The organism is Streptomyces sp. NPDC001153 (assembly GCF_053598315.1).
Map to the genome: position 1 here is coordinate 269,824 of NZ_JBSFJZ010000001.1, position 13,057 is coordinate 282,880.

A 13,057-nucleotide genomic window follows, 5' to 3' on the forward strand; every position below is an offset into this window, starting at 1 on the left:
GTCATTGCAGCCAGTACGGCATCCGATACAGGCTGTGACCGTGTTGGAACGACGTGTTGTTGTGGTGGTGTACGCGGGCGCGATGGCCCTGGACATCACAGGACCGATAGAAGTGTTCGATACGGCGAACCGGCTCCTGGGTGCCTCGGGCACCCCCTACCGGACCGAATTCATCTCCGCCGACGCACCACTGGTGCGCATGAGTTCGGGCATGGTGGTGGAGGCCTCGCCCCTGGAGGCGGGGCAGGGCCCGATCGACACGCTCCTCGTGCCGGGCGGATGGAGTCTCAACGAGGCACTCCGGGACCAGGCGCTCGTCTCCTGGATCGGCCGGGCAGCGGCCCGGTCGCGCAGAGTCGCCTCCGTGTGCGGCGGTTCCTTTCTGCTGGCCGAGGCGGGTCTCCTCGACGGCAGACGCGCCACCACGCACTGGGCGTACAGCGAGGCGATGGCGTGCCGCTATCCGGATGTGACGGTGGACGCCGAGCCGATCTTCGTCTGGGACGGCCCCTTCGTGACCTCCGCGGGGGTGTCGACGGGCATCGACATGGCGCTGGCTCTGGTGGAGGCCGATCACGGTTCGGCGCTCGCTCTGGAGACGGCACGGTTTCTGGTGCTGTTCCTCAAGCGGCACGGAGGGCAGTCCCAGTACAGCGCCGTCCTCGACGCCCAGTTGGCCGACCATCCGCCGATCCGGGCAGCACAGGAGTGGATCCTGGACAACCTGGACAGTCCGCTGCCCGTGGGCGAGATCGCGCGGCAGGCCAACATGAGCCAGCGCAACTTCGCCCGGGTCTTCCGGCGCGAGGTGGGCACGACACCCGGCCAGTACGTCGAGCGGACGCGTATCGCCCGCGCCCGCGAACTGCTGGAGACCACGGACCTGACGATCGGCCAGATAGCCGGCCGCTGCGGATTCGCCACCACCGAGACGTTCTTCCGCTCCTTCGGACGAACCCTGGGGCTCACTCCCCGGGAATACCGGCACCGCTTCCAGGTGATCTCACCGTGCGGCTTCATCGACCGGCACCACGAGCGGGAAGGGAGCCCCGCATGACGACCGAGACCCCGGGATTACGCGAGGCGGAAACGGTTCGCCTGGTCGACTGTCTGGCCCGGGAACTCGCCAGGGCCGGCGTCACCCACGTGTTCGGCGTCGGCGGCGCGAACATCGAGGACCTGTTCGACGCAGTGCACCGCGGCGGCGCCGTACGCGGCGTCGTCGCCAAACACGAGTTCTCCGCCGTCACCATGGCCGACGGATACGCACGGACCACCGGGCGCCTCGGCGTCGTTGCCGCCACCTCGGGCGGTGGGGCGATGAATCTCGTACCGGGCCTGGCGGAGGCGTACGCCTCCCGGGTGCCCGTGCTGGCCCTGGTGGGCCAGCCGCCGACCGGCCAGGAAGGGCACGGGGCCTTCCAGGACTCCAGCGGCAGGGCGGGCTCCTTCGACGCGCGGGAGGTCTTCGCGCCCCTGTCCCGGTTCTGCGCCCGGGTCGATGACCCGGACTCGCTCAGGGAGTTGCTGCCCCGGGCCGTCGCGGCCGCGCAGGCCGATCCACGGGGGCCGGCCGTGCTGTTGCTGCCCAAGGACGTGCAGCAGGCACGGATCCGGGTGCCCGTCCGCGACACGGCTCCGGCACCGGGCGGTCCCGCGACGGCATCCGCGGCACGGTTCGACGCAGCCGCCGTCAGGGCCGTTTCGGACACCCTTCGCGGGGCCGGTCGCGTCCTCGTCATCGCCGGTGAGGATGTCGCCGCCGCCGACGCGCGTGGGGAACTGGCCGAACTGGCCCGGCGCCTCGGGGCATGGGTGGCGGTCACCCCGGACGCCAAGGACGTCTTCGACAACCGTGATCCACGCTTCGCGGGCGTGGCCGGGGTGATGGGCCACGCCAACGTCGAGGAATGTCTGCGCCGGGCCGACCTGTGCCTGCTGGTCGGTACCCGGCTGCCGCTCCTGGCACGCGGCGGCCTCGACCGGGCCCTCGCCACCACCGAAGTCGTGTCCCTCGGTCCCGAGCCACCGTTCGTGGCAGGCACCGCCCTGGGTGGGAACCTGCGGGACACGCTGCGCGCGGTGACCCTCCGGCTGCCGTCGCGCCCCCGCCCCTGCCCGCCGCACACCGGCCCCCTTCCCACACCCCTGCCGGGTCCGCTCCTCCACGCCCGGGAGCGGACCGTCCCCCACGCCCAGGCGGTCGCCGCGGTGGCGGCGGCACTCCCCCAGGACGCACACGTCTTCGTGGACGCCGGCAACGCAGGCGCCAGCGCGATCCATCTCCTCCCGGCACCGCGCCACGGCCGCTTCGTGGTGGCGGTCGGCATGGGCGGCATGGGCTACACCTTCGGCGCCGGCATCGGCGCCGCGCTCGCCACCGGCCGACGCACCTACGTCCTCGCGGGCGACGGGGCCTTCTTCATGCACGGGATGGAAGTGCACACGGCCGTGGAGTACGACGCACCCGTGACGTTCGTGATCTTCAACAACAACGCCCACGCCATGTGCGCTGTGCGGGAGGAGTTCCTCCAGGGCGGCGTCCGCAGCGACGACCTGTTCGCCCGGAGCGACCTCGCCGCGGGAGTGGCCGCCGCCTTCCCTTCCCTGGAGGCCACGGGAGCCGCCGACGCGGCGCAGCTGCGCACGGCACTGCTGCGCGGCAACGCGCGCGGCGGCCCGGCGTTCGTCGCGGTGGACTGCGACCCGCGGGAGATCCCCCCGTTCCTGCCCTTCCAGTCCTTCACCGAAGTCCCCAAAGGCCATGAGAACAAGGAGAGTTCAGATGAGCGAGGAGTCGTCCATGTTGGCTGACATCCCCGGCCTGGTCCGGATCGAGAACGCCGGCAAGGAGGAACTGACCGCCCACTGCATGGAGCTGACCCACGCGGTCTATCCCCACCACCAGGTCTACGGGCAGTACTGCACCATCCACGAGTACGTCGACTGCCCCCCGGAGCAGGCCTACGACTACCTGCGCCAGGGGCACCACCTGGAGGAGTGGACCTGCAGCCTGCGGGACTTCGCGCCCACCGGCACCCCGGGGCTGTGGGTCGGTCACGACCGGCTGGAGGACGACACCAGGATCTACTGCAGGGTGCTGGCGAACCCCGAGGCCATGACCGTGGACTACCACTGCTCCTGGGACCAGGGCGAGAAGCTGTGGATGATCTACCTGATGCGGGTCGTCCCGGCGCAGCTGGTGCTCGACAAGCCGGGCTCGGTGATCACCTGGACCAACTGCCGGCACCCCTACTACGACGCCAACCCGCGCCCCGACCTGGCTCCCCGTCCGGACCGGCCCTGGGTGGGCGACTACTGGGACCTCTTCTACGCAGGGCACACCGTGGAGATGCACAACCTCAAGGCGATCCTGGAACACCGCCACCGGCGCGGCCTGCCGGTCGGTTCGGCTCCGGCGCGGGCGGTGGCGCGGTGACCACGGTCAGCCTCACCGACGTCGCGAGTTACCTGCCCGGCGAGCCGGTTCCCGCGGAGTTCTACACGGACTTCCCCGGAGCCGAGGACAAGCTCCGCAACCATCCCATGTTCAGGGTCCCGCCGTTACGGCACCACGTGGCCAGGGACGAGACCAACGCGGACATGGTCGAGCGCGCCGTACAGCCCCTGATCGAACGGCACGGCGCGGTGGAGATCCGGGGCGTCGACGTGCTGTTGGTGCACAGCCAGTTGCCGGACCTGCCGTTCGTGGGCGCCGGAACCGAGGTGGCCCGGCGGCTGGGCCTGAACCCGGAGTGGCTCGTCGACGTGGCCAACGCGGGCTGCGCGTCCTTCGTGTACATGGTGAAGCTGGCCCGGCAGATCCTCACCACCACCGACGCGAGGACCGCGCTGATATGCAATGCGCAGAGTGCCGCCGGGCAGTGGTTCACCCAGTCCGAGGTGCGCAAGCTCGCCCAGGCGGCGATCCCGGGCGACGGGTGCGGGGTGGGGTACGTGACGAGGTCGGCACGGTCGCCGGTCCTCGACGTGGAGACCCGCCACATCGGCGCGTACGCCGGTGACATGACCGTGGCGGTCGACGACGGTCGCAAGTACTGGGAGCCGGGATCGTCCCAGCTGCGGATCGGGTTCTCCGACGCAAGCGTCGCCAAGGTCCTGGCACGCGGGAACCGTCTCGTCCCCGAGGTGGTCACGGACCTGTGCCGGCGGCTCGGCGTGGCGAGCACCGACATCGACGCCCTCATCACCAACCAGCCCAACCGCACCTTCCTGCGGAACTGGCGAGAGGCGCTGCAACTGCCGGCCGAGCGGCACCTGGACACCTTCGATGTCTACGGGAACCTGTTCGGAGCGGCGATCCCGGTCACCCTGGACCGCGCGATCCGTTCGGGGCAGGTGACGGACGGCGACCTGATCGTGCTCGGGGGATTCGCCCACGCGGGCGACTTCGCCGGTGCCGTCGCCGTTCGCTGGCACGGGGGACGGGACTGAGCCATGGACATCCCCGTGCTGCACCGGCTTGCCCTGAACGAGAGTCCGTATCCCCCGCTGCCCTCGGTGCGTGAGGCGATGCGACGGGCCGTGGCACAGGCCCACCGCTACCCGCAGTTCCACCCCGACGACCTCACCGAACGGATCGCCGCGTGGTGCCGGGTGCCCGCCGACCGCGTCGCGGTCGGCAGCGGATCGGTCGGCGTGGCCCTGCAGTTGCTCCGGGCAGTGGTCCGGCCCGGCGACACCGTGGCCTACGCCTGGCGCACGTTCGACGCCTACCCGCTCCTGGCCACCATGGTCGGCGCCCGAGCGGTCCCCGTGCCCCTGTCGCCGGACGGACACCAGGATCTGGGTGCCCTGCTCGCGGCGCTCGACCAGCGCACCCGCGTCGTGGTGCTGTGCAATCCGCACAACCCCACCGGAAGCCTCGTCACCGCCGGCGCACTGGCGGCGTTCCTGCGTCGGGTCCCCCGACACGTCATCGTGCTCCTCGACGAGGCGTACATCGAGTTCGCCCGTGACAGCGACCTGCCGGACACGCTCACATTCCTGGACGCACATCCCAACCTGCTGGTGCTGCGCACCTTCTCCAAGGCCTACGGCCTCGCCGCCCTGCGGGTCGGCTACGCACTCGGCGCCTCCGGCCTGGTGGCACGGATCCGGCGGCAGCAGCTGCCCTTCGGGATCAACGCGGTGGCAACGGCGGCGGTGAAGGCCTCACTGCGGGCCGAGAGCCAGCTACGCGAGCGCGTGGACACCATCGTGGCCGAACGCGAGCGGCTCCGGGGTGAACTCGTGTCCCTCGGCTGGTCCGTGTCCCCCGGCCACGCCAATTCCGTATGGCTCGCCACGCCCGATCCGGTCGGCGAGGGCGCAGCAGCGCTCACCGACGCCGGTGTCCAGGCACGCCACTACCCCGGCGAGGGACTCCGGCTCACCGTCGGCACCCGGAAGGCCAACGACACCGTGCTGACCGCGCTGGCGGGGCTGAGCGCGCACCGGAGTGTGTCGCGGACGTGAAGCACACCACTGCGGCGGCCGGGCAGGGGGAAGACCACCAAAACCCCTCCGGAAACGCCTGAGGGTGTACCCGGCCAGGCCGAGGCCCGAACCTGTCGGTGGTCCGGGCCCTCGGCGCTGTCTCAGAGGTGGCTGCGGGGTGCGCACAAGTCCCTGCGGACTCCCGCCCTCATGTGCCGACGAGCTTCCGTGGACCGGGGACGGTACGGAAACGGAACGGCTCCGGGTCGCGGCCGGGCTGGATGAACCAGCACTCCCCCGTGCCGTCGCCGGTGACGATCCGCAGCACCGTGTCCGCCACGACCTGGGCCGGGATGATCGGCAGTCTCTGCTCGGAGAGCACGTCGCGCAGCGGATCGATGATCCGCGACTCGGCGAACCCGGGGCAGACGGCGTTGAAGCGCACGTTCTCCGGTGCGAGAGCCGGCCCCAGGGAGCGAGCAAGTCCTACGACCGCATGCTTGTTGGCCGCGTACAGGGGATCGAGCGGTACGGCCGCCAGACCCGCCAGCGACGCGGTCGCCACGATCACCCCTCCACCGCGGGCCCGCAGTGCCGGCAGCACCGCATGGGTGCCGAAGACCACGCCGTCGAGGTTGGCTCCCATCGCGCGACGGTAGCGTGCCAGGTCGAAGTCCTCACCGAGGCCGCATCCGGTCGCCACCCCGGCGTTGAGCAACGCGATGTCGACGCCGCCGCAGTGCTCCTGGGTGAAGTCCACCAGCGCACGGTTCGCGTCCGGGTCGGAGACGTCACAGGCGCGGAAATGACCGCCCACCATGTCGGCCACCTCTCGGCCGCCCCGCACGTCGAGGTCCGCGACCACCACGCGCGCCCCCGCCTCCGCCAGCGTCAGTGCGGTGGCCCGGCCCAGTCCACTGGCACCGCCGGTCACGATGGCGACCTTGCCCCGGAGCACCGCGCCGTGCGTCTGCCCCGGCCGGACTGCGGTGTCCCTCTCGACGGTGGTCATGCCAGCTCCAGGACGAGCTTGCCGACGTTGTCCCCGCGGAAGAGCATCTGCAAAGTCTCGGGGAAGTCGCCTACGCTCCCCCTCACCACGTGTTCCTTCACCTTGATGCGGCCGGTGCCGATCCAGGCGGAGATGTCCTGGGCAGCCTGCGCGTAGCGCTGGGCGTAGTCGAAGACGACGAAGCCCTCCATGCGGGCGCGGCGCACCAGCAGTGAGAGGTAGTTGGACGGGCCCTTGACCGGCGTGGCGTTGTTGTACTGACTGATCGCACCGCAGACCACGACTCGTGCGTGCATCGCCAGTCGCGTCAGGGCCGCATCGAGGACGTCCCCTCCGACATTGTCGAAGTAGACGTCGATGCCGTCGGGGGCCTGCCGGCGCAGCGCCTTCCTGACGTCCTCGGCGCGGTAGTCGATCGCCGCGTCGAATCCCAGTTCGTCGATGAGCATGGCGCACTTCTCCGGCCCTCCGGCTATGCCGACGACCCGGCAGCCCTTGGCCTTCGCGATCTGGCCGGCGATACTGCCGACCGCCCCGGCCGCCCCCGACACCACGACGGTCTCGCCTTCCTTCAGTGCGCCGACGTCCAGCAGACCGAAGTAGGCGGTCATGCCGGGCATGCCCAGCGCGCCGAGATACGTCGAGGGCGGGGCGAGGGAGGTGTCGACCTTCATGGCCCCCTTGCCGTCCGAGACCACGTACTCCTGGACGCCGAACATGCCGACCACGTGATCGCCCGGCTGGAAGTCGGGGTGGTTGGACGCGGTCACCTCGATGACCGATCCGGCACGCATCACCTCGCCGATGCCCACCGGCGGCAGGTAGGAGGGACGGTCGTCCAGCCAGCCCCGCATCGCCGGGTCCAGGGAGATGACGCGCGTCCGGCCCGCGAACCGGCCCGGGCCCGGCTCGTCGACGGACCCTGAACACTCCTGCCAGTCCCCGGGTTTGACCTCGCCCACGGGGCGGGCTGCCAGACGGATCTGGCGGTTGGTCGCAGACATCACGCCTCCTGTTCGTTCACGGCTTCGCCGCAGGGTACCGACCAGTAGGTATGCCGGTGAGTGTGATGTTGGCCATACACGCACAACGCTCGGTGGATCCGTTGGCCCGCGCCCTCAGGGAGCAGGCGGCCGGGAGCCGGGTACGGAGACAGGGGGCATCGGCGGTCGCGCCCGTGGGACCGGGCCGCCTCTGTCGCCGCCTGCCCTCGGGCATCCACCCGGGTCGGTGACGGCGACGGCCGCCAGGAGGCCGATCCGGGACGCCGTTCCGCAATCCTGGTGACGGGCATGGACAGGGCCATGGAACACCTGAGGCTGACGGCGTCGGTGGGCTCCGGCGACGGGTCAGCGGGCCGAGGTGATCGCTCGGATGACAGCCGGGATTCCCGGGCCGGGGCGGCCGGGAAGCCGTGCCACGAGAATCCGCCGGACCTCGGTGGGGACGCCGGCCACGTGCAGCAGGGTCACGCCGTGCGGCAGCACCGGCGACATACGGGACGGGACAGTGGTCACGCCGAAACCGCCGGCGACCAGCTGCAGTTTCGACAGCCAGTCCCTCGTGGTGTGGACGATGCGCGGCCGTCCGGGCAGGCCGGGCCAGACGCCGAGCAGAGGCTCGGCACTCGATGACGGGGCGGCGATCCAGGGGGCGTCGACGAGTTCGTCGACGTGCACCTCGGTGCGACCGGCGAACGAGCCGGTGGCCGGAGCTGCCACGAGCAGTTCGGTGTCCTCCACGGTTTCGATGTGCAGCCGGGGGGACTCGCCGTCCGACGGTCGGTGCGGCGGGCGGGACGTCAGCAAGGCGATGTCGATCGAGCCTGCCCGCAGAGCCCGGAGCAGGCTGGGTGTGGTGCCCTCACGTGTCGTGACCGTGACGGTCGGGCCGGCCGTCGCGAGACGTGTGAGCAGACCCGGCAGGATCACTGCCCCGGCGCTGGGGAAGATTCCCAGCCGTACCGGTTCCGTCTGTGCGGCGGTGCCGGTGAGCTCGTGCTCGGCCGCCGCGACGGAGTCGAGGATCGTGCGGGCGTGCCGGAGCAGGGTCAGGCCGGCGAGGGTGAGGTGCACCCCGTCGAAGCGGCGCTCGAACAGAACGGCGCCCGCACTCCGTTCGAGGGCCGCCGCCTGGCGTGAGACCGCCGACTGGGTGTAGCCGAGCTGAGAGGCCGCCGCGGTGAAGCTCCCCGACTCGGCGACCTGCCGCAGAACCCGTAGAGCCGAACTGGAGAAGTCCATGCGCACTACGCATACCACAGATGCCAGATCGTCGCTTGGCGCATGCCCCTCGCGCTCTTAGCCTCAAGACGGACGATCAAGGAGGCAGCAGATGCGAGCAGCAGTCCTGACAGAGTTCGGTGCCCCGCTCACCGTGCGGGAGTTGCCCGATCCCGTGGCGGGCGGTGGTGAGGTGGTGGTCGAGGTCCTGGCGGCTGGCGTCCTCCCGTACGCCGAGGAGGTCTTCGGCGGCCGGCGGAACTACCCGCTCGAACCCCCGGTGGTCCCCGGTACCGGTGGCGTGGGCCGGATCGTCAGTGTCGGCCCGGACGCCACCCGGTTGCGCGTCGGCGACCTGGTGTGGTGCGACTGCACGGTCCGCTCTCGCGACGATGCGCTGACCCCCGACATCGCGCTGCAGGGCTGGAGCTCCCGCGGCGACGGCGGCGCCAGGCTCGCCCGGCACCTGCACGACGGGGCGTTCGCCGAGCTCATGCGAGTACCCACGGAGAACGTGCACCCCCTGCCGGCAGAAGCGGAGGACGACCCGGCGCGCTGGTCCTCGCTCGGGGTGTACGCCATCCCCTACGGAGGACTGCTGGCAGGCGGGCTGGAAGCCGGCGAGACGCTGCTCGTCAGCGGGGCCACCGGCAACCTCGGCAGCACCGCGGTCGCCGTGGCCCTTGCGATGGGGGCGGGCCGGGTGATCGCGCCGGGCCGCAACCGCGCCGTGCTCGACCTCCTCACCGACCGGTTCGGCTCGCGTGTGCGCCCGGTCGAACTGACCGGCGACGAGGACGCCGACCGTGCGGCCATGTCCGCCGCAGCCCAGGGCCCGATCGACATCGTGCTCGACCTGCTCCCACCCGCAGCGCCCACCTCGACGGTGCGCGCGGCAGCCATGACCGTCCGCGAGTACGGCCGCGTCGTCCTCATGGGCGGCGTCGGCATGCTCGGCGGCGCCGACCTCGCCCTTCCCTACCCGTGGATCATGCGTAACTCGGTGACTGTGCGCGGGCAGTGGGTGTTCCCCCGCGCCGCGAACGTCGGCATGATCCGGCTCATCGCCTCGGGCGCGCTCGATCTCGGTGCCGAACGGGTGCGGACCTTCCCGCTCGACGCTGTCAACGACGCCGTCGAGTACGCCGCCGCGCATGGCGGGCCGTTCGACCGTACCGTACTCACCCCGCCTGCCGGATGATGTCCGCATGCGGCAGGCCACGCAGGTATCCACGTCCCGTGGTGTGTTCCAGGTCGACGCGGATCTGCCAGCGGTCGCGCGTGGTGTCGTATGCCTCGGTGTCGGGGAAGACGCCGTGGGATCCCGGGTCCGGGATGGGCGGGGGCCGGCACGGCGGGTGCGGCCGGCAGGGCCCGTTGCCCGCATCAGAACGTCGCGTCGGTGCGTCTCGTCCTGCCTTTCGCTCCCGCGGTTGGGTAGTGGCCGCCTGCGTCGCCCATCGGGCTACGGATGCGCCGGCCGGGCCGGCGCCGATGGAGGTGCGGTCAGCCGGCGGGCGGCTGCTGGATCTCGGCGGCGGTCAGGACGTGGCTGCCGATGCCCCAGCCGCCGTCGGGCACCTCCTCGACGAGCACCAGTGTGGTGGCGCGGGCACGTTCGCCGTAGATCTCGGTGTACAGGTCGGTGGTGCGGGCGATGATCTGCGCCTTCTGCTGCTCGGTGAGGGTGCCTGCGGGGACCTTGAAGTTCGCGTACGGCATCGGGTTCGCTCCTGCCAGGGTTCGGACGGGTGGGCCGCGGCGTCGTGCGCTCGCCGCCCTCCCTTCCACCATCACCCGGTCTGCGGACGGCAGCCAGGCTGTGCACACCCTGGGGTTGCCGCCCCCTGGTTCGCACGCGTCGTACACGGCACGATGCGGGCATGGACCTTTCCGAACTCGCCGCGTTCCTCAAGTCCCGGCGCGCGCGGATCCGGCCGGGCGATGTCGGTCTGCCCGCCGGGCCCCGGCGCCGGGTACCCGGACTGCGGCGGGAGGAGGTGGCTCAGCTCGCGGGCCTGTCGGCGGACTACTACACCGAGCTGGAGCGCGGGCGCGGCACTCAGCCGTCGGCGCAGGTCCTGGCCGCCCTCGCCCGTGCGCTGCGCCTCGGTGGCGACGAGCGCGACCATCTGTTCCACCTCGCCGAGCGTCCCGTGCCCCCGGCCGCGAGCGGCCTGACCGCGCACATCACGCCGGGGCTGCTGGCGCTCCTCGACCGGCTCGCGGCGACTCCCGCGCAGATCATCACCGACCTGCACGAGACCCTCGTACAGAACGAGGCGGCCATCGCGCTCGTGGGCCGGCAGCCGACCGGGCGCGGGGCCAAGGCGAGCTTCATCCACCGCTGGTTCACCGATCCCGCTTCCCGCACGATCTACCCGCCGGACGAACACCCGCACCATTCCCGGGTGTTCGTCGCCGACCTGCGGGCGGTTGCCGCCCGGCGCGGCCGCGATGCCGAAGTGGACGGTCTTGTGGGTGTGTTGCGGCGGCGTAGCGCGGAGTTCGCCGCGCTGTGGGACACCCATGATGTCGGCCTGCGCCGGTCGGACCACAAGCGCATCGTCCATCCGGCCCTCGGTGTCATCGCGGTGGACTGCAACAGCCTGTTCAGCGAGGACGGACGCCAGCGCCTGCTGTGGTTCACCGCCCCGCCCGGCACCGAAGCCGCCGCGCAGCTGGAACTACTCTCCGTCATCGGTACGCAGGACATGGCGCCGGGGCCCGCGGCGGCGCCGCACTGATCGAGCCGGGCGGAATACGAGCACGGCCACATCCGCCTACGGGCACGCGGGCCATCGAGAGCTGCGGGGATGCCGGGCTCAGGAGGAGGAACGCCGGTCAGCGTCAGCGATGGCACGCGCCCTGTGCCGGAGCTCGAGCGAGACCTGGCCGCGACCCCCACGAGCCCGCGGCAGATGATCCGGGCGCGTGCTCTCACAACGGGCCCAACGGTGCTGAAGGCCACGCTTGATCATGTGAGCGCACTGCGGCAGATGAATTCGGTTGCCACGGGACCCGCGTGCCCGGTGAGGTGAATCCCATGGACGGCGCCACCGAGGAGGAGCAACGAGCGACGGCAGGGTGGGTCCACACGCTCACCAGGCAGTCGGCTCCATGGCACAGATCAGCGGTGCTCGTGGCCCTGATGCTGGCCGCCTTCACCTTCAACACGGCGGAAAGCCTGCCGATCGGCCTGCTGGAACTCATCTCCGCAAGCCTTCGGGTGTCAGTGCCAGTGGTGGGTCTCCTGGTCACCGGCTATGGCGTGACGGTGGCTCTCGCATCTCTGCCGCTCGCCCACCTCACGCGCGCCGTGCCCCGACGTCATGTACTCACAGGACTACTGACCGCGCTCGTCGTGTCCAGCGTCGTCGCGGCGCTGGCCACCTCCTACTGGCTGCTCCTGGTGGCACGGCTGCTGACCGCGCTCGCCCAGGCGCTGTTCTGGGCCGTGACGGGGCCGGTCGCGGTAGGTCTGTTCGCGCCCGAGGTCCGCGGGCGTGTGGTCGGGGCGCTGTCCGTTGCAGGTTCGCTCGCCCTCGTCCTCGGTGTTCCTGCCGGGACCTGGCTGGGCCGGCAAAGCGGCTGGCAGGTGCCCGTCGCCATGCCGGCGGCCCTGGGGCTCGTCTCCCTGGTGACGATCGCCGTTCTGCTCCCGACCTCACGTCCGGAAGAAGAACCCGCCGCCTACGCGACCAGTCCCGACGTCCGGCGGTTCGGAACGGTGCTGGCGGCCGGGACCCTGTCCGCCTCCGGGGGGTTCGCGGGATACACCTACATCGTGAAGTTCCTGGGCGACGTGAGTGGGTTCTCCCCGAGCACGGTCAGCGTGCTGCTCGTGGGTTTCGGGGTCGCCTGTCTGGCCGGGGTGAGCATCACCGGGGCGCTGCTGGACCGCTTCCTGCACTCCGCGCTGCCCACGGCAGTGGCCACGCAGGCGGTGGGCATGCTCGGCTTGTGCGCGCTCGGCACCGATCCGGTGGCGGCGGTGATGTTCCTGGTTCTGATGGGCGGTGCACTCGGGCCGGTGTTCATGGTCACCCAGAACGAGATGCTGCACTACGCGCCCGGCCGCACGGATCTCGCCCTCGCCTCCAACTCCGGCGCCTACAACGCCGGCATCGCAGCCGGCGCCGCACTCGGGGCACTGGTCCTGCCGCTCGCCGGGGTACGGGGCACCTTCCTCGCCGGCGGGCTGCTGACCGTCGGGGCCTGCGCAGTACTGCTCGGCAGCCGGCTGCTACCTGGGAGCCCGCACCAGCCCTCCCGCGGCCCGTCCTCCGCTGACGACCTGCGTTGACGAGACCGAAGTCCTAGAGGACCTGATTCTGAGGCCGGCGGGTTGGGCTGGTCGCTCCTCTGGGGGCTGAGGGGTAGC

Annotated in this window: 12 protein-coding genes; 8 read left to right on the top strand and 4 right to left on the bottom strand. The window is 71.2% G+C overall.

Features of this window, described 5'->3' with window-relative positions:
- Positions 1 to 40: 40 nt before the first annotated feature.
- The 5 genes from ACWDEN_RS01215 to ACWDEN_RS01235 are packed head-to-tail and all read left to right on the top strand — an operon-like array spanning position 41 to position 5,478.
- A complete protein-coding gene (locus tag ACWDEN_RS01215) occupies positions 41 to 1,057 on the top strand; it encodes a GlxA family transcriptional regulator (RefSeq protein WP_351604156.1) in 1,017 nt (338 codons plus the stop codon).
- Positions 1,054 to 2,814 carry a thiamine pyrophosphate-binding protein gene (locus ACWDEN_RS01220; protein ID WP_351604157.1) on the top strand — a complete coding sequence of 587 codons (1,761 nt, stop codon included), beginning with the start codon at positions 1,054 to 1,056 and terminating at the stop codon, positions 2,812 to 2,814. Before ACWDEN_RS01215 ends, ACWDEN_RS01220 begins: the two co-directional genes overlap by 4 nt.
- Positions 2,804 to 3,439 (top strand): SRPBCC family protein, encoded by a 636-nt coding sequence (locus ACWDEN_RS01225; RefSeq protein WP_351604158.1) that lies wholly within the window; start codon positions 2,804 to 2,806, stop codon positions 3,437 to 3,439. The genes ACWDEN_RS01220 and ACWDEN_RS01225 overlap by 11 nt, the downstream gene beginning before the upstream one ends.
- Positions 3,436 to 4,455: a 3-oxoacyl-ACP synthase III family protein gene (locus ACWDEN_RS01230; protein WP_351604159.1), complete on the top strand. Its 1,020-nt coding sequence runs from the start codon at positions 3,436 to 3,438 to the stop codon at positions 4,453 to 4,455. The genes ACWDEN_RS01225 and ACWDEN_RS01230 overlap by 4 nt, the downstream gene beginning before the upstream one ends.
- Before the next feature lie 3 nt (positions 4,456 to 4,458).
- Positions 4,459 to 5,478 (top strand): histidinol-phosphate transaminase, encoded by a 1,020-nt coding sequence (locus ACWDEN_RS01235; RefSeq protein ID WP_351604160.1) that lies wholly within the window; start codon positions 4,459 to 4,461, stop codon positions 5,476 to 5,478.
- 169 nt (positions 5,479 to 5,647) lie between these two features.
- Here the strand turns inward: ACWDEN_RS01235 and ACWDEN_RS01240 are convergent, their stop codons facing one another.
- From ACWDEN_RS01240 to ACWDEN_RS01250, 3 genes are all read right to left on the bottom strand, one after another.
- A complete protein-coding gene (locus ACWDEN_RS01240; protein WP_351604161.1) occupies positions 5,648 to 6,451 on the bottom strand; it encodes an SDR family NAD(P)-dependent oxidoreductase in 804 nt (267 codons plus the stop codon).
- Positions 6,448 to 7,455 (bottom strand): NADP-dependent oxidoreductase, encoded by a 1,008-nt coding sequence (locus ACWDEN_RS01245; protein ID WP_351604162.1) that lies wholly within the window; start codon positions 7,453 to 7,455, stop codon positions 6,448 to 6,450. The genes ACWDEN_RS01240 and ACWDEN_RS01245 overlap by 4 nt, the downstream gene beginning before the upstream one ends.
- 345 nt (positions 7,456 to 7,800) lie before the next feature.
- Complete coding sequence (locus ACWDEN_RS01250; RefSeq protein ID WP_351604163.1) at positions 7,801 to 8,694, bottom strand: LysR family transcriptional regulator; 894 nt, start codon at positions 8,692 to 8,694, stop codon at positions 7,801 to 7,803.
- 91 nt (positions 8,695 to 8,785) lie between these two features.
- Between ACWDEN_RS01250 and ACWDEN_RS01255 the strand changes: the two genes are divergently transcribed.
- On the top strand, positions 8,786 to 9,874 hold the full coding sequence (locus ACWDEN_RS01255; protein WP_351604164.1) for an alcohol dehydrogenase catalytic domain-containing protein: 1,089 nt from the start codon (positions 8,786 to 8,788) through the stop codon (positions 9,872 to 9,874).
- A 305-nt stretch (positions 9,875 to 10,179) separates the two neighbouring features.
- On the opposite strand, the gene ACWDEN_RS01260 is transcribed toward ACWDEN_RS01255, so the two are convergent.
- Positions 10,180 to 10,395 (bottom strand): 4-oxalocrotonate tautomerase family protein, encoded by a 216-nt coding sequence (locus tag ACWDEN_RS01260; protein WP_351604165.1) that lies wholly within the window; start codon positions 10,393 to 10,395, stop codon positions 10,180 to 10,182.
- A gap of 161 nt (positions 10,396 to 10,556) precedes the next feature.
- Here ACWDEN_RS01260 and ACWDEN_RS01265 point away from each other — a divergent pair, with 161 nt between their 5' ends.
- Entirely contained in the window at positions 10,557 to 11,420 is an 864-nt protein-coding gene (locus ACWDEN_RS01265; protein WP_351604166.1) for a helix-turn-helix transcriptional regulator, read from the top strand.
- A gap of 404 nt (positions 11,421 to 11,824) precedes the next feature.
- Positions 11,825 to 12,979 (top strand): MFS transporter, encoded by a 1,155-nt coding sequence (locus ACWDEN_RS01270; protein WP_351604187.1) that lies wholly within the window; start codon positions 11,825 to 11,827, stop codon positions 12,977 to 12,979.
- Positions 12,980 to 13,057 lie beyond the last annotated feature (78 nt).